Origin of the sequence: Comamonas sp. C11 (genome assembly GCF_024496285.1) — a bacterium.
Classification (GTDB): domain Bacteria; phylum Pseudomonadota; class Gammaproteobacteria; order Burkholderiales; family Burkholderiaceae_C; genus Comamonas; species Comamonas testosteroni_F.
Genome location: NZ_CP101743.1, coordinates 1,701,857 through 1,718,975 on the forward strand (window position 1 = coordinate 1,701,857; position 17,119 = coordinate 1,718,975).

Below are 17,119 nucleotides of genomic sequence, written 5' to 3' on the forward strand. Positions count from 1 at the left end.
ATGTGACCCATGTGGACTAGGTCGCTAGGGTCTGTCAGTAGTCAACTCAGACGATGGTTGAAGAGACCTGCTGACGCAGTATGCAACTGCCTGCAAACGGCAAAACCAATGGGGTGATGCGAGGCAATGTACCTCGTTTGTAGCACCCGCCAAAAATAAGTTCTAGAACCTAGGAGACAGAGATGAAGTTTGTGACAGCCAAGACTCCACTCGCAGCGGCAGTGGGTTTGATGGTGGCGACATCGGTATGGGCGAAGGTGCCGGCGAACGAGGCAGAACAGCTGGGCAAGGAATTGACATGCGTGGGTGCCATCAAGGCCGGCAACAAGGAAGGCACGATTCCTGAGTTCACAGGCAAATGGGTCGGCGCCCCTGCGGGCGTGGCTCATGTGCAATCCAGCGGCAAGCACCCCGTGGATCTCTATGCCGATGAAAAACCACTGTTCGTGATCACTGCAGAGAACATGGAGAAGTATGGCGACAAGCTCAGTGCCGGTCAGAAAGCCATGTTCCAGAAGTATTCCAAGACCATGCAGATTCCGGTCTACAAGGGGCATCGCGATTTCCGCTACACCGATGAGGTGTGCACAGTGTTGAAGAAGAATGCCCTGGAGTCGGAGGTCGTCGACAACGGCATGGGAGTCAAGGGTAGCTTTGGTGCGATCAACTTCCCCATCCCCAAGAACGGGCAGGAAGTGATCTGGAACAACCTGCTGCCCACGCGTGCCTACAACGAGCACATTGTTCGCGATATGGCGAATGTGATGTCCGATGGCTCCATTGCCTGGGGGCGTCAGGAGAACATCAATCTGAGCTTGGACAACCAGCCCTCCAACCTTGGCAAGCCTGTGGAAGGTGTGATGGCCTACACCCGCACCAGAACGCTGGCTCCCGAGCGTGAAAAGGGCGGCGTGACCCACTCGGTGGAGCCCGTCAATTTCGGCAAGAACAAGCGCCTGGCCTGGAGCTACGACCCCGGTACACGCCGTGTGCGCCAGGTGCCCGAATATGGCTTCGACCAGCCCATGGCCGGCACCGGCGGCAAGATGACCATCGACTCGGATCGTCTTTTCAACGGCTCGCCGGAGCGCTACAGCTGGAAGCTGCTGGGCAAGAAGGAGATGTATATCCCCGCCAACAACTACAAGATCCATCAGCCCACGGTGAAGTACGCAGACCTGCTCAAGCCCGGTCATGCCAACCCCGACTTCATGCGCTACGAGCTGCGCAGAGTCTGGGCCGTGGAAGGCACGCTGAAGGACGGTTTCCGACATGTCTATGGCAAGCGTGTGCTGTTCGTGGACGAGGACACCGGCCAGGCCGTGGCAGCGGACATGTACGACGCGCGTGGCCAGCTGTGGCAGCACGCCTTCATCAACTACTACTACTCCTTTGACATCAAGGCCTGGCATGCAGGCACGTCCTTCTATCACGACCTGAATTCCGGCGGCTACATGGGCTACAACCTTTTTCAGGAGCGTCCCCAAGGCCCCGTCCTGAACAAGGGTGATCTCGTGCCCGCCATGTTCACGCCAGAAGCCGCCCGCAACGCGGGCAACTAAGTTTTATCAACGAGCGACTCATTATGAAAAACAATATGAAGAAACTCACTCCCATCGCAGTGGCGGCGCTGCTGTCCCTGGGCATGGGAGCGGTTCAAGCGGGGGAGACTATCGAGCTGGGAGATGGCCTTAAGTTCGACTGGCGTCTGAACGTGAGCTATGGCCTGGGTGTTCGCCTGGATAACCCATCTCCGGTGCTGAACACGGACGGCAACAACAATTTCAAGAAAGGTGCACTGACGGCGAACCGCCTGGGCGCAGTCTGGGAGAGCAAGCTGTCAAAAGGCGACAGCGGCTTTGTGCTGAATGCCAGCACCTTCTATGACGACGTCTATCACCAGCGCAACGACAACAAGGGCCCGATCAGCACGGCTGGTCCCGTGGACGAGTTCAACTCTGCTGCCAAGCGCTATGGTGGCGGCTACTCACGCCTTCTGGATACCTACGCCTACACCAGCTTCAACATGGGCGAGACCCGTGCCACGGTGCGCCTGGGCAAGCAGGTGGTGAACTGGGGCGAGTCCATGTACTTTGCCAATATCGCTGCGGCCCAGGGACCCAGCGATGCAGCAAAGGCAGCTTCGCCTGGCGCTGAGGTCAAGGAAATTCTGCTGCCTGAAGACCAGATCTCGGCTTCGCTGGAAGTCAGTCCCAAGCTCTCGCTGCTGGGCCACTATCAGTTCGGCTTCCATGAAACATTGCTGCCGGCTCCCGGCATGTACACCAGCACCAGCAATGCCCTGGGCCCTGGTGCCTCCTGCCTGGGCGTCTACAACGGTGCGACCTGCCGCGGCCTGCGACGCGGTACCGACATCCGGCCCAGCAGCTCGGGTCAGTGGGGTATCGGTGGTCGCTACCGCGTCACCGACGAGACGGAAGTCGGTCTGTACTACCTGAACTACAACGACCGCACTCCATCGCTGGTCGTGAACATGAATGGTGCGATACCGACCGGCTATCAGGTTCGCTATTTCGACGATATCAAGATGCTGGGAACGACGGTCAGCACGACCTTCGGAAAGTTCTCTGCATTTGGTGAAGCCAGCTATCGCAAGGGTACGCCAGTGCTCAACGGCAATGGTGTGGCGGTGCGTGGCGATGTGGTGCAGGGCAACGTGGGCGGTATCTTCAATATCGGTCGTACCGGTATCGCGGACGACATGTCCCTGGCTGCCGAAATTTCCGGCTCTCGCGTGATCAGTGTGGCCGATGGAAGCTCTACCGATAACCTGAGCTTCAAGACCCGCAACTCTCTGGTGGCCGGTGCGACCCTGACGCTGGGCTACCCCGGCATCTTCGAAGGCTGGGATCTGAGCATCCCCATCAGCTACCAGTCGCAACTGCGCGGCCGTTCTCTGGTCGGCACCTTCGGCGGCGGCCAGAGCGACAGCCGGTTGAGCATTGGCGCGACTTTTGTTCGCAAGAGCAATTTCTCGATCAACGTGGCCTACATCAACTACCTGGGCAATCCTTCTGCCGATTCCCTGCGTGCACGTCCGCTGGCCGACCGCGACCAACTGTCTGTGACCGCCAAGTACTCGTTCTGAACCACACCAACGAGCCAACACCACAAAAGCCCGGCTCTCCGGGCTTTTGTGTTTGAAAGGGCGCAAGCGAATGCAAATACTGACCGGAAAATGGGCGGCCCCTTTGGGTGCAGCAGCCTTGAGCCTGATGAGCAGTGCGGCATCAGGACAGCATCTGTTCGATGCTTTGCCTCCTTTGCCCAAGGTGGCCCCCTTGATGGCCCCGACGGAGCTGCACGGTGATACACAGGGCGATATCCGTTTCAAGTCCAGCAGCCCGTATGACCTCGATGTGCTGCTCGGTCAGCCTGCCAAGGCAGAGGCAACCATGGGTATGGGAAAGCTGTTCCTGCCAAAGGGGGCCAGCGAGAAGAAGCAGGTGCCGGCCATGGTTGTCCTGCCCGGTGGCGCGGGGGCCATTCCCGGGCGCGAGAGCGAAACGGCCCAGATGCTGGCCGACAACGGCATAGCTGCGCTGTTGGTCGATAACTTCAAGCCGCGTGGCATCAGCGAAGACATGCCTTATGCGCTCAAGATCATGGGTACCTCCGAGTTCGATGCCGTGGCCGATGCCTATGCCGCACTCAAGGCCTTGAACAAGCACCCTGCCATCGATGGCTGGCGTATCGGGGTGATGGGATTTTCCAAAGGCGGAATTGCGGCACGCATGAGCCTGGATGCACGCATTCGCGACAAGCTGGCGCCTTTCATCCAGCCCTTTGCCTTGCACGTGGACTTTTACGGGCCTTGCTATGCGCTGCTGCAGTCACGCAAGACCACGGGTTCGCCCCTGCTCAGCTTCAGAGCGGGGGAGGATGCATCGAATGATCTGGTGGCCTGTGCGCAGCAGGAAAAAATCCTGCGTGAGGCGGGCTCCGAGGTCAGTACCGTGGTTTATGCCAGAGCAGGCCATGATTGGGAAAGCGACAAGCCACGAGAGATGACGAATCGCCCCTACCTGTCCGGCTGCACGATAGAGTTCAATGACAAGGACTTTCCCGTCCTCAATGGCCAGTTGCTGATTCCCGCCGGGGCCCAATCCGACCGCCAGACCCGCTACAGAATTCGGGTGCAGAGCGGCAAGGCTCTGGGGGACTGCGTCAAGGTGGGCTATATCGCCGGGCGCGATGAAACAGCACGCAGTCTGGCCGGAAAGCAGTTGCTGCAGTTTCTCAAGGTAAAGTTCGGGTTCATCGCGCATTACCGGGGAAGGCTGCGCGAATCTTCAGAAAGAAATAGTCCTGATCGCGGTAGCCATAAGCCCGGCGCTTGATGACCTTGATGGTGTTGTTGATGCCCTCGACAACACTTGTGTTCAACGGATGCCGGCATCGGGCGATGATCCCGTGCAGGTAGCTTTGCAAGCGCTGAGCAAAGGTGCTCAGTGCTGTAATACCGCTTTGGCGCGCTTGCTCACACCAGTGCTGCCAGGCGCGATGCGCCCAAGCCGGACGACGGTAAAACCACAGCTGTTTTAGCTCATCGCGCAAGACGTATACCGCCATTAATGGCTCATTGGCCGCCAGCAGCTCCTTGAGCTGCACTGCTTGTTGAGCCTGCAGCTTGTTGCGATTGCGCAGTAGCAACCAGCGGCTGGACTTGAGCACCTTGCGCGCCAAGGGCTGTTGGCGCAGCAAGTTGGCCTGATCGACACGCACTCGGTCGATAACCTCCCGGCCATACTTGGCCACGACATGGAACAGGTCATAGACGATCTCGGCGTTGGGGCAGTTGGCCTGGATCTCCAGCTCGTAGGCAGTAGTCATGTCGATAGCAACCGCGCGAATGCGCTGGGCAACGCCAACGGGCAACTGCTCGAAGAACTGGCGGGCCGTCTCGCGTGAGCGCCCTTGCCCCACCCACAGCACCTGCCGGCTGATGGGGTCGACGACGACTGTGGCGTAGCGATGGCCCTTGTGCAACGCAAACTCGTCCATTGCCAAGTACTCGATCCGCTCCCATTGCGGCTGCGCGGTAGTGGCCAGCAATAAGGCCTTGTCGATGGACTTGACCGTGTGCCACCCAAGATCGAAGAAGGCCGCGACTGCCTTGATGCTGCTGCTGCGAAGCAACTGGCTGCACGCCTGTGCCAGACGGTCTGTGACGCGCTGGTAGCGACCGAGCCAGCTGAGTTTCTCCAGGCGCGGGCCACCACAGCTATCGCACCACAGACGCCGACGCGGCACATGCAGCACCACCTTGTACTCGAACAGTGCCAGATCGCGCACGCGCCGTGTCGTGGTCTCATGGACTTGGCTGCACTGCGCACCGCAGCGTTCGCAATGCATGATGCTGGCCTGCGGCTTCAGATAGATCGACACGGTGCGGCTATCGCCCTGGGGCCACTGCACACGTTCAACCTCGTAGCCCTCCCAGCCGCCAAGAGCCTGCAATAACTTCGAGTCCAGCATTTGATTTGTTCTCCGATGTCAGCTTCGCAGCCGTCAGATTACAAAACGAACGGGCTCATCTCCACGGAATTCCTCGATGAACCAAAGTTCGAGCAGTAGACAGGACTAGGCTGAAAAGCAGAAGGCCAGCAAATGCCGGCCTTTTTCAAGTGTCAGATTTTCCCGAAGTTCTTTTCATGAAACGTAGGCTTCTAGCAATGGAGTCGTGCGGAAACAGAAAAGCCGCGCAGCATGGCCGCGCGGCTTGACTGATGGAGTGTGGCAGCTCAGGTACCGGGCTGCAGCACGGAGCGCTCACCGATCTCAAGCAGCATGGTCATGCTGCGTTTCTGGATGCGCCAGCCTTCGGGCAGCCTTACCCATTCGTCTTCATAGAAGCCGATGGCGTCGTAGCGCAGATGACTGCGCTGGCCCAGTCCCTGATGCGCGGCTCGCACCTGAATCCTGCTGAGCGGGCGCAGCGGGTCGGCTGCATCGACTTCCAGATTGCCCAGCAGATGCTGGGTGGGGCCGCAGCCGTCAAGGTGGGTGCTGATCATGCGGCGGACCTTGGCGATCCCTTCGCAGATGTAGCTGCCACCGTAGACCGTGGTGCAGTCAGGTGTGAACACCTGCTGCAGCAAGTCCCAGTTGCGGGTGTCGCAGGCCGTTGCGTAGCGGGTCAGGGTCTGGGCCAGAGCATGTTCAAGAAGAACCTGCTCCAGCGTGCTTGTTGCGGTCTGCATCACACTTTGCCGCTCACGGATGACTGGGGTTCGGGTTTGAGCATGCCGCCTGCGTGGCTGATGCCGCCGACGCTGCCTGCCGCATGGGCATGTCTGGGCTGCCGGTACAGGCGCTTGACGCGTGCCCTGGCTTCCGCTGCGCCCACATTCAGCCAGTAGGCCATGGCAGGCAGCAGGAAGATCGCTCCCAGCATGTTCACCAGGAACATGAAGGCCAGCAAGATGCCCATGTCGGCCTGGAACTTCAGTGCCGAGAACGCCCAGGTGCCCACGCCTATGGACATGGTCAGCGCCGTGAAGATGGCGGCGTTGCCACGCTGGCGCATGGCTTCATAGAAGGCCTCGCGCAGCGTGATGTCCCGCTCGCGCAGCTCATGCTGCATGCTCTCGAACAGATAGATGCCGTAGTCCACGCCCACACCCACGCCCAGCGCCACCACGGGCAGCGTAGGGACCTTCAGGCCAATGCCCAGCATGGCCATCAAGGCATTGCAGAGTATGGAGACGATGGCCAGGGGCACGACGATGCACAGCACGGCGCGCCAGCTGCGGAAGGTCAGCCAGCACAGCAGCGTGATGGCGCCGAAGATGGAGCCCAGCATCTGCACTTCGGCATGTTCCACGGCCTCGTTGGTTGCGACCGCCACGCCGGCGTTGCCGCCAGCCAGCAGGAACTTGACGTTGGGCGTCTTGTCTGCGGCGATGAAATCACGCACTTCATTGACGACATGGGTCAGCGTGGCGCCTTCGTGGTCCTTGAGGAAGACCTGCAGATTGATGACCTTGCAGCCCTCTGTGTTCAGGCCCAGATCGGGAGATAGTGCCTTGGCGCCCGAACGCAACGCGGCTTCGGTGCGCTGCAGAGCTGCCCAACGGGGGTTGCCCTCGTTGTTGCTGGAGGCCGCGATCTTGGCCAGACCGGAGACGGTGGAGACAGATTGCACGCCGTCAACCCGGCGCATGCGCGACTCAAAGCGCTCCACGGCGTTCATCACCTGCCAGTTAAGGCAGCCTTCGTCGAGGTTGGAGGTTTCGACGAAGACGGACAGCACGTCCATGCCTATGGAATAGCTGCCGATGATGGTGCCGTTGTCGCGGTTGTAGCGTGACTCGGCGCGCAGCTCGGGAGCTCCGGTGCCCACATCACCTGTCAGCAGATTGCGCGATTCGTAGGTGCCGGCGGCCAGCAGCAGCAGCGATACCACCAGAGTCAGCATGGCGGGCTTGCCTTCGGCCAGTGCCGACAGTTTCCACCAGATGGGATTACGGCCATTGGCTGAGGAGGAGGGGGCTTGCATGGCATTTTTTTCCAGGCGCAGATTGGCCAGCACCGCGGGCAGGAACACCTTGTTGGTGATGATCATCAGCAGCACGCCCATGCAGGCGGTCAGGCCCAGCTCGTGCACGATGGGGATGTCGATCAGCATGATGACCATGAAGCCCAGGGCATTGGTCAGCAGCGCCAGGGCTCCGGGAATGGCCAGCTTGCGAATCGCGTTCTCGGCGGCCAGCCTGGAGCTTAGGCCGGCGCGCACATCATGCTTCCAGGCACCCGTCATCTGCACCGCATGGGATACACCGATGGAGAAGATCAGAAAGGGAACCAGGATCGACATGGGGTCGATGCCGTAGCCGATCAGCGGCAAAATGCCCAGCAGCCATATCACGGGCAGCAGTGCCACTGCCAGGCCCACCACCGTGAGGTTGGTGGACTTGGTATACATGCGCAGCATGATGGCGGTGATGACGAACGCAATGGCGAAGAAGGTCATCACGGTGGTCAGGCCGTCCATCACATCGCCCAGTACCTTGGAAAAACCAATGATGTGGATGGAGATGTCCTTGCTTTCGAACTTGCTACGGATCTCTTCCAGGCGCTGCGCAACCTTGTGATAGTCAAGTTTTTCGCCGGTCTTTGGGTCGACCTCGAGCAGGTCGGCGCGCACCATGGCGGACTTCAGGTCGTTGCTGACCAGAGAGCCGATCTGGCCGGACTTGGCCACGTTGGAGCGTACCTGGGCCAGGCCTTGTTCGTTGGCCTCGAAGCGTGAAGGAATCAGTACCTCGCCCACGTAGCCGTCTTCGGTGATTTCGATGTATTTCACGTTCGGTGTGAACAGCGAATACACCTGACCGCGGTTGACGCCCGGGGTGAAGAAGACCTCGTCCGTCACGCCGCGCAGTGCTTCGAGGAATTCCTTGTTGTAGATATCGCCTTGCCGGCCCTTCCATTCAACACTCACCAGAATCCGGTTGGCTCCGGAGAAGGTGGCTGCATGCTTGAGAAATGCCGTCATGTACTCATGACGCATGGGGATCAACTTGTTGAAGCCCGGATCCAGGTGCGTGCGCATGGCCGAGACAGCCAGCAGTGCCGTGGCAATCAGCGTCAGCACGACGATGGACTTGCTCCACGAGATCAGCCAGCGTGCCGTGGATGCAATAAACCGGTCCAGCCGGCTGGTGGGTTCGCTCAGAGTCATTGAGTCGCTCCTTGGGCAGCCTGAGCGTTTGCCTTGGCTTGTTGTGGTGGGGGAAAGGCTTGCAGGCCTGCGTCGCTGGACATCCAGCCGCTGTCGGGGCCGGTCAGCACAATGTCGGTCAGGGTGGCGCGGCCCTTGGCGCGTTGCAGGCTGAAGCTCTTGCCGCCATCCCTGCTCAGGCCGAGCATGCTGCCCTGTCCTACCAGGATGATGGTTCCGTCCTTTTCCTGGGCATGGCCGAAGAAGGAGACCGGAGCCTGAATCGTCGACTTGACCCATTGCGCGCCCGGTGCGGCCTGCACAAAGGCGTTGCCGCGCATGCCATAGATCAGCCAGCCGCCGTCGCGTGTAGCCATGGCGTTGTAGAAAGATCCGTTGTAGAACCCGGGCTCGATCTGCCAGCTGGCTCCGGAGTCCTCGGACTTGATGACCAGGCCGCGCTCGCCCACGATCAGCCAGTGCTTGCCATCTTCGGAGCTGGCAATGCGGTTCATGTGCTTGTCCTCCACCTCTGAGGGCAGGGGCAACTGCTCCCAGGTCTGACCGCTATCCTTGGAGGTAATGGCGCGGCCGAAGGCGCCGACACTGATCCAGTCGCCCGAAGGAAGGCGCGCGATCGACATCAGAGGCTCTCCGTTTTCCTTGGAGAACGCGACTTCCTCCCAGGTGCTGCCGCCGTCCTTGGTACGCAGAATCCAGCCTTCGTGACCAACGGCAAAGCCGGCTTTCTTGTCGGGAGCAAAAGCCATGTTGACGATGAGCGCCTGACGCTGTTCCTTGAGCTGCGCCTGCTGCCAGTGAGCTCCCTTGTCGTCCGAGTACAGGATTTCACCGAGTGCGCCGGCTGTCAGCAGACGATCGCCCACCTGTGTGATGGTGTTGAAGTGACTGCGCTCGATGCCAATGGTGGTGGGGGCCAGGGGGGGCGGTGTGCGGGGCGCAAAGGCGAGCGCTGAGGCAAAGGCCACCAATGCTGCTGCGCCTATACCGACGGCTGTTTTCACGTTGTCTCCTTATTGATTCGTACACGCTGTGCATGTATTGCAAACACGGGTGCAGGTTCTTGATTTGGAGCTTCAGCAACATCGTCCGAATGGACGTTTGCCCGGAGAATTAGGGGTATGTACGGGGCCGGCTTTTTAGTCTCTACAGACGATGGATTCGGTCTGCTTCATTTACACAATGAATGCACACTTTCTTGGTAAGGGAGACATATGGGTTTGCAAGGAAAAGCGGCGCTGGTTGGCGTCGCGCAGTACAAGCCGCAGAAGTACGCAACGGCGCCGCGCATGTTCCATCTGGAACAGGTGGCCGACCTGACGCTGAAGGCTCTGGAGGACGCCGGCATGGAGCTGTCCGAAGTGGACGGTCTGATCACCAGCGCCCCGCACTTTCATGAAGCCAGCTGCTTTGTGCCGGCCATGGCAGGCGAGTACCTGGGCGTGCGCCTGAACTTTGCCGAAGTGGTCGACCTCGGAGGGGCCAGCTCCGTGGCCATGGTCTGGCGTGCGGCGGCCGCGATCGAGCTGGGGCTGTGCAACACCGTGGTCTGCGTTCTGCCGTCGCGCATGGCACCGATCTCCGAACATGACGACCACATCAAGGAGGTCATGAAGGCCAGCCGCTTCGGCGGCCACAGCACCCGCTTCGGAGCTCCCGAGGCCGAGATGGACCTGCCCTATGGTCACATGGCACAGAACACCGGCTATGCCATGATCGCCCAGCGCTATGGCGCGGTCCATGGCTACGACGCAGCCGCTCTGGCACGCATCAGCGTGGACCAGCGCTTCAATGCCTGTCACAACCCCGATGCCATGTTCTACGGTCAGCCCATCACGGTGGATGACGTGCTGAACTCGCGCATGGTGGCCGACCCTTTGCATGTGCTGGAAATCGTGCTGCCGGCTGCAGGCGGCGGCGCCATGATCGTCACCCGTGCCGACCGCGCCAGAACCACCAGGCACCGCCCAGTCAGCATCGTCGGCTGCGGCGAGCATGTGAGCAGCAAGTCGCCCACCTATATGGCCGACATGCTCCAGACCCCCATCGGTCCGGCCTCTGCCAAGGCTTTCGAAATGGCGGGCATGCGCCCTTCCGACATGCATATGGCGCAGATTTATGACTGCTACACGATCACCGTGATGCTGACACTGGAGGACGCGGGCTTTTGCGAGAAGGGCAAGGGCATGGACTTTCTGCGCAACAACGACTTCACCTTCAAGGGAAACTTCCCCATGAACACCCATGGCGGCCAGCTGAGCTTTGGCCAGTCCGGCACGGCGGGCGGCATGTCCCAGGTGATCGAAGCGGTGCACCAGATTCAGGGGCGTGCCGGCGACAGGCAGCTGGGTCGCAATGATCTGGCCTATGTGTCCGGCACCGGTGGCGTGATGAGCGAGCAGGGCGCCTTGATCCTGCGGGGAGCATAAGAACATGGCTTGGAACAAACCTCTGCCCCATCCCACGGAAATTTCTGCGCCGTACTGGGAAGGTCTCAAGGCCCACGAAGTGCGCATCCAGCAATGCGATCGCGGACATTCGCTGTTTTTCCCGCGTACCCATTGCCCCACTTGCGGATCGCGCTCCCTGAAGTGGAGCAAGGTGTCGGGCGAGGGTACGCTCTACAGCTTCACCATCGCGCGCATTCCCACCATGCCCGAGTTCACGGACGAGATGCCCCAGGCCCTGGCCGTGGTCGAACTCCGTGAAGGCGTGCGCATCAACACCACCATGGTCGGCGTGGCTCCCGAGGCGCTGAAGGTGGGCATGGAGGTGCGTCCCGTGTTTGACGAACGCCCCGGCGAGGTCACCCTGCTGCGCTTTACCGCCCATGGGGGCAGCCATCCGAGCGTCATCAAGGCAGACGCCGAGGCCGAGGTTGCCGTGGTGGAGCAGGCTGGCGCGGCCAGGCGCAAGATCTCCGTCAAGGACATCGAGGCCATGAAGTCGCTGGTGTCCGAGGAGTACAGCCCCTGGTCCAACGAGTTCACCGTGAGCCAGGAAGTCATCAACGAGTTCGCCAGCCTCTCGGGCGATGACTACTGGATTCACACCGATCCCGTGCAGGCACGTGAGAAAAGCCCGTTCGGTACCACCATCGCCCATGGGGCCCTGGTTCAGGTGCTGGCCAGCCAGCTCAGGATTCCGCTGGACTACGAGGTGGTGGACTTCAACAACATGGTCAACTATGGCTCGGACCGCCTGCGCTTCCCGACCCCCGTGCCCTCCGGCTGCAAGATCCGTGCGCGGGCCCGCATCAAGGCCGTGGAGCAGGTCAAGAGCGGCGTGCAGGCGACGATGGAGCTCAACATCCACGTGGTCGGTCAGGACCGTCCGTCTGTCATCAACGACCTGGTGATTCTCTACATGTGATCGCCACAGCCCGCCCTTTGAGGGCGGGTGTTTCAGTTTCTTCAAGGGTTGGGGCTTTGCGCAGGCAAAGCCCTTTTTTTGCGGCCATCCACAGATGGGTTGCTTGCTCTGTGGCAGTAAAAAATATCAGAAAAACTGGCTTTTTACCTATACGTGATAAGCGCTGACAGCTATCAAATTGTGAAGCTTGTACGTACCAGCAGCCCAAGCCATGCGATGGCGCCACCGAGGGCGTCGATCTGGGGTTGCCACCTAAGTAAATACCTGCTCATCAAAATGGACGATGTTGCGTTTTCCGTGCTGGCCATACTGCAAACCAGAAAGGCCATAGAGCCTGCACAGGAGACACGCATGAAAACCTCTTTTCGCTGGATGAATGCACTTCGCACAGTGTCGCTGGCTGCTGCGGCACTGGCGTTGTACCTGCCTGCCATGAATCTGCCGCAGGGTGCCGCGGTGGCGGCGCAGGCTGATTCTGCGCTCAAGCTGCCCGCCGGCATCGTGCTGGCCAGCGCCCAGGTCTCCTGGAGCGCGGTCTTTGCATCGGGCTATTGAGTCTCGCCAGACCTTTGAATCCTGCGGATCCTTGTTCGTTACTCGACTTTGATCTCTGGGTGATTTCTGTACTGTAAAGTACAGGTAAATGAGACTGATTCTCGACTATGATGCGCACGCTTTTGCACAGCACACAGGTTGTAGCCAATTGATGCCGTAGTCACAGCTTCGGAAGATACCCGCCAAGCCGAATTAAAACTCCGTATAACGAGGCATTCATGGCATTGAGGTATTCGCCGCTGGCAGCGGCATTGGGGCTGGCTTTTTCCGGCGCAGCATGGGCGCAGCAAGCTTCAGAGGTGGTGCTGGACGAAGTACAGGTTCGCAGCGATCGCCAGCCTGATTCGAGCTACAACCCACCCACGGCAACGAGCGCAACCAAGATCGAGGCCCCGCTGCGTGATATTCCTCAGACCGTGAATGTGGTGCCGCAGAGCCTGCTGCGCGACCAGGCCGCGCAATCCATGCAGGATGCTCTCAAGGCTGTGCCTGGAGTGGGCTTTTCTCATGGTGACGGTCAGCGCGATCAGGTCACCATTCGCGGCTTCTCGGCCATTGCCGACCAGTTCGTGGACGGCCTGCGCGATGACGCGCTGTATTTCCGCGATCTATCCAATATCGAGCAGATAGAAGTGCTCAAGGGCCCGGCATCGGTGTTGTACGGACGTGGCTCGTCGGGCGGCCTGATCAACCGCATCACCAAGAAGCCCGGCGTCAATCTCAGCGAAGTGGGATTGACTCTGGGACGCTGGAACCAGCGCCGCGGCGAGTTCGACCTGGCGCGTGCGCCGCAGGACAGTCCGGTCTCCTATCGCCTGACCGGCGCCATCGAGCGCGCCGACAGCTACCGCGACCAGCAGCTTCTCGATCGCAAGGCGCTTGCGGCATCGGTGCTGATCAAGCCCAGCTCGGACACCCGCGTGCTGCTGCAGGCCGACTATCTGAAGGACAGTCGCCTGACGGACTTCGGTATCCCCGCGTACCAGGGCCGGCCTGTCAATGTGTCGCCCGGCACCTATTACGGCGCGGCCAATGCCAGGGACGTGGATGTCAGCCGTGCCGAAGTGGCATCGCTGGGGGCGACGCTGAATCACCGTATCAGCGAGAGCCTGTCCTTGCGCAATGCCTTGCGTTACTACGATTATTCGCTGGATAGAGACAACACGCTCGTGGGCTCGGTCAATGAAAAAGCCATGACGGCGTCGCTGACCCGGGGCAATGTCCAGCGTGATGAGAGCGGCTTTTTCAACCAGACCGAGCTGACCCAGAAGCTTGAGCTTGCAGGGATGAAGCACCAATTGCTGTATGGCGTTGAATTCGGCAGACAGAGCAAGGATCTGCTGTCATACAGCCGAGCCAATGTGGCAACGGTCTCGCTGTTCAATCCGGTGCTGCCGACTTTGCCGCTGCGCATCGACGGCAAACCTGCGGCGGACAATCACAGCGTCTTCAAGGTGGCCAGCGCCTACCTGCAGGATCTGGTCACCATCAGTCCTCAGTGGAAAGCGCTGACTGGTGTGCGCTACGACCGCTTCCAGCAGGAAACGCATGAGCGTCAGCCTGGCAAGCCGGATCTGGGCCGTACGGACACGGCCTGGAGTCCGCGCGTCGGGCTGGTCTATCAGCCCTCGTCGGCATGGTCCTACTATGCATCGTGGAGCAAGTCCTTCCAACCCTCGGGCGAAACCTTTGCGCTGGCAGCAAACAATGCGCAACTGGCACCGGAGAAAACGACCAGCGAGGAAGTCGGCGTCAAATGGGATCTGCCGGACGGCAAGGCTTCGGTCACGGCCTCGCTGTTCAAGCTCGAGCGCACCAATATCAAGAGCGTCGATCCCACAAGCAACACCGTGGTGCCTCTGGGCGTGCAGCGCACCAACGGACTGGAGCTGACTTTTGCCGCAGAGATTGCTCCGAGCTGGCAGGTCTGGGCCGGCTATGCATTCCTCGATGGCGAGATGACCACATCGCCTGCCGTCGATGCCGGCCAGCCGGTCCAGGGAAAACGCCCCACGCTGACCCCCAGGCAAAGCGCCAACCTCTGGGTGACCAAGGCGCTGGGCCACGGCTTCGGCCTGGGCGGGGGGCTGAACTATGTCGGAGCCAGGTTCGCCAATCCCGGCAATACCGTGACCTTGCCAGGCTACACCACGGTGGATGCCATGGCCTACTACCGCATGGGCCCCTGGGATGTGCAGCTCAAGCTCAACAATCTGCTGAATCGTCGCTACATCGTGGCCGGTCATGGCAGCTCGCCCAACCTCAACCTGCCGGGCGCACCGCGCTCGGCCCAGGTGGTGGCGCGCTATCGCTTCTAGAAAAGGTGTGCCATAAGGCCCGGGCCGGCTGGCCTGGGCCAGAGCCGCAGCCAGGGGCGATGGGCTGGATGGATAGAGGCCTGGCACTCAGGACGCTGTCGCAAAAAAAGGTTCAACGGCCGCCCCAAGCAGCCGCTGAACCCGATCAAAGTGGCAAAGAGAATGTGAAGTCAGGCTCAGGCTGCCACGGCCACCTTCTGTGCCCGCTTCTGGCGCTCGCGCACCATGGTCAGTGCCGTGTCTTCGATCATGTCTTCCTGGCCGCCCACCATGCCGCGGCGGCCCAGCTCCAGCAGCAGCTCGCGCGCGGGGATGCCGTACTTGGCTTCGGCACGCTTGGCAAACAGCAGGAAGCTGCCATAGACGCCTGCGTAGCCCAGGGTCAGCGCGTCGCGGTCGATGCGGATGGGAAAGTCCATCAGCGGCACGACCAGGTCTTCGGCCACGTCCTGGATCTTGAACACGTCCACGCCGGTTTCAATCCCCATGCGCGCGCACACGGCTACCAGCACTTCCATAGGCGTGTTGCCCGCACCGGCGCCCAGGCCGGCAGCCGCAGCGTCGATGCGGTTGGCACCGACCTCCACTGCAGCCAGAGAGTTGGCGATGCCCATGGCCAGGTTGTGGTGGCCATGGAAACCCAGTTCGGTTTCGGGCCTGAGGGCCTGGCGCACGGCGGACAGGCGCTCTTTCACGTCGTCCGGCAGCATAAAGCCGGCCGAGTCCGTGATGTAGATGCAGTTGGCGCCATAGCCTTCCATCAGCTTGGCCTGCTTGACCAGACCTTCGGCGCTGTTCATATGCGCCATCATGAGAAAGCCCACGGTGTCCATGCCCATCTTGCGGGCCATGGCGATGTGCTGCTCGGAGACATCGGCCTCGGTGCAATGCGTGGCCACGCGGATGGTGGAGACGCCCAGCTCGTTGGCCATCTTCAGGTGATCGACAGTGCCGATGCCGGGCAGCAGCAGGGCCGAGACCCTGGCCTGCTTCATCAGCGGAATGACGGTGGACAGGTATTCCTCGTCCGTATGTGCAGGAAAGCCATAGTTGACCGAGCTGCCGCCCAGGCCGTCGCCATGGGTCACTTCAATCAGGGGCACGCCGGCGGCGTCCAGACCCGTGGCCACGGACTTCATCTGTTCCAGCGTCATCTGGTGGCGCTTGGGGTGCATGCCGTCACGCAGCGTCATGTCGTGAACGGTGATCTTCTTACCTTTGAGGGACATGTTCTTCTCCTGGATCAGACAGCAACAGCGGCTTCGGCCAGCTCGAAACGGCCGGCAAGGATTTCTTCGGCAAACATCTCGGCCGTTCGAGCCGCAGCGGCAGTCATGATGTCCAGATTGCCCGCATACTTGGGCAGGTAGTCGCCCAGGCCTTCGACTTCCATATAGATGGAGACGCGGTTGCCGTCGATCACGGGGCCGTTGACCAGCTTGTAGCCGGGCACGTATTTCTGCACTTCCTTGATCATGGCGTGCACCGAGGCTTCGATCTCTGCAGGCTTGGGCGTATCCACCGTCAGGCAGTGGATGGTGTCGCGCATGATCAGCGGCGGCTCGGCGGGGTTGATGACGATGATGGCCTTGCCTTTTTGCGCGCCGCCGATTTTTTCCACGGCACCCGATGTGGTACGGGTGAATTCGTCGATGTTCTTGCGCGTGCCAGGGCCGACCGAGCGGCTCGATACCGTAGCCACGATCTCGCCGTAACTCACGGCCTGCACGCGCGAAACCGCCGCCACCATGGGAATGGTGGCCTGGCCGCCGCAGGTGACCATGTTCACATTCATGGCCTTTTCTGCCACCTTCTCGGCCAGGTTCACGCTGGGCACGCAGTAGGGGCCGATCGCTGCAGGCGTCAGGTCGATCATCAGCACGCCCAGTTCGTTGAGCTTGCGGCTGTTTTCGGCGTGGACATAGGCGCTGGTGGCGTCAAAGGCAATCTGTATGCCGTCTTCCTTGACAAAGGGCAGCAGGCCGTCCACACCTTCGGCCGTGGTCTTGATGCCCATCTCGCGGGCGCGCTTGAGGCCGTCGGACTCAGGGTCGATGCCGACCATCCACACCGGCTCCAGCAGAGGCGATCGCTGCAACTTCATGAGCAGATCGGTACCGATATTGCCGGGGCCGATCAGCGCACACTTGATTTTCTTTTGCGTCAT

Annotated in this window: 13 protein-coding genes; 7 read left to right on the forward strand and 6 right to left on the reverse strand. The window is 60.6% G+C overall.

The genetic code is table 11. The annotated features are described in order from the left end of the window. Positions 1–182 precede the first annotated feature (182 nt). The 3 genes from NOX35_RS07755 (at position 183) to NOX35_RS07765 (ending at position 4,361) form a co-directional block, all read left to right on the forward strand. The gene (locus NOX35_RS07755; protein WP_256496284.1) at positions 183–1,562 is read left to right on the forward strand and encodes a DUF1329 domain-containing protein; all 1,380 of its coding nucleotides are present in this window, start codon (positions 183–185) and stop codon (positions 1,560–1,562) included. 35 nt (positions 1,563–1,597) lie between these two features. After that, positions 1,598–3,109, forward strand: a complete 1,512-nt coding sequence (locus tag NOX35_RS07760) for a DUF1302 domain-containing protein (protein WP_256496285.1) — start codon at positions 1,598–1,600, stop codon at positions 3,107–3,109. Between the two features lie 70 nt (positions 3,110–3,179). Then, a complete protein-coding gene (locus NOX35_RS07765) occupies positions 3,180–4,361 on the forward strand; it encodes a dienelactone hydrolase family protein (protein WP_256496286.1) in 1,182 nt (393 codons plus the stop codon). On the opposite strand, the gene NOX35_RS07770 is transcribed toward NOX35_RS07765, so the two are convergent. The 4 genes from NOX35_RS07770 to NOX35_RS07785 form a co-directional block, all read right to left on the reverse strand. Next, on the reverse strand, positions 4,279–5,499 hold the full coding sequence (locus tag NOX35_RS07770; RefSeq protein WP_182286442.1) for an ISL3 family transposase: 1,221 nt from the start codon (positions 5,497–5,499) through the stop codon (positions 4,279–4,281). The genes NOX35_RS07765 and NOX35_RS07770 overlap by 83 nt on opposite strands. Positions 5,500–5,765: 266 nt before the next feature. Next, positions 5,766–6,224, reverse strand: a complete 459-nt coding sequence (locus tag NOX35_RS07775) for a nuclear transport factor 2 family protein (RefSeq protein WP_256496287.1) — start codon at positions 6,222–6,224, stop codon at positions 5,766–5,768. Then, complete coding sequence (locus NOX35_RS07780) at positions 6,224–8,707, reverse strand: RND family transporter (RefSeq protein WP_256496288.1); 2,484 nt, start codon at positions 8,705–8,707, stop codon at positions 6,224–6,226. The genes NOX35_RS07775 and NOX35_RS07780 overlap by 1 nt, the downstream gene beginning before the upstream one ends. Beyond that, entirely contained in the window at positions 8,704–9,711 is a 1,008-nt protein-coding gene (locus NOX35_RS07785) for a YCF48-related protein (protein ID WP_182286262.1), read from the reverse strand. Before NOX35_RS07785 ends, NOX35_RS07780 begins: the two co-directional genes overlap by 4 nt. Positions 9,712–9,921: 210 nt before the next feature. Between NOX35_RS07785 and NOX35_RS07790 the strand changes: the two genes are divergently transcribed. The 4 genes from NOX35_RS07790 to NOX35_RS07805 all read left to right on the forward strand — a co-directional run bounded on the left by NOX35_RS07790 (position 9,922) and on the right by NOX35_RS07805 (position 14,952). Further along, positions 9,922–11,136, forward strand: coding sequence for a thiolase family protein (locus NOX35_RS07790; RefSeq protein ID WP_256496289.1), 1,215 nt, complete (start codon positions 9,922–9,924; stop codon positions 11,134–11,136). A 4-nt stretch (positions 11,137–11,140) separates the two neighbouring features. Further along, on the forward strand, positions 11,141–12,079 hold the full coding sequence (locus NOX35_RS07795) for an OB-fold domain-containing protein (RefSeq protein ID WP_256496290.1): 939 nt from the start codon (positions 11,141–11,143) through the stop codon (positions 12,077–12,079). A gap of 351 nt (positions 12,080–12,430) precedes the next feature. Further along, positions 12,431–12,634, forward strand: coding sequence for a hypothetical protein (locus tag NOX35_RS07800; RefSeq protein ID WP_256496291.1), 204 nt, complete (start codon positions 12,431–12,433; stop codon positions 12,632–12,634). 218 nt (positions 12,635–12,852) lie between these two features. Beyond that, complete coding sequence (locus NOX35_RS07805; protein ID WP_256496292.1) at positions 12,853–14,952, forward strand: TonB-dependent siderophore receptor; 2,100 nt, start codon at positions 12,853–12,855, stop codon at positions 14,950–14,952. A gap of 176 nt (positions 14,953–15,128) precedes the next feature. On the opposite strand, the gene tesG is transcribed toward NOX35_RS07805, so the two are convergent. Beyond that, positions 15,129–16,181 (reverse strand): 4-hydroxy-2-oxovalerate aldolase TesG, encoded by a 1,053-nt coding sequence (tesG, locus tag NOX35_RS07810; protein WP_256496293.1) that lies wholly within the window; start codon positions 16,179–16,181, stop codon positions 15,129–15,131. A 14-nt stretch (positions 16,182–16,195) separates the two neighbouring features. Next, complete coding sequence (gene tesF, locus NOX35_RS07815; RefSeq protein ID WP_182286268.1) at positions 16,196–17,119, reverse strand: acetaldehyde dehydrogenase TesF; 924 nt, start codon at positions 17,117–17,119, stop codon at positions 16,196–16,198.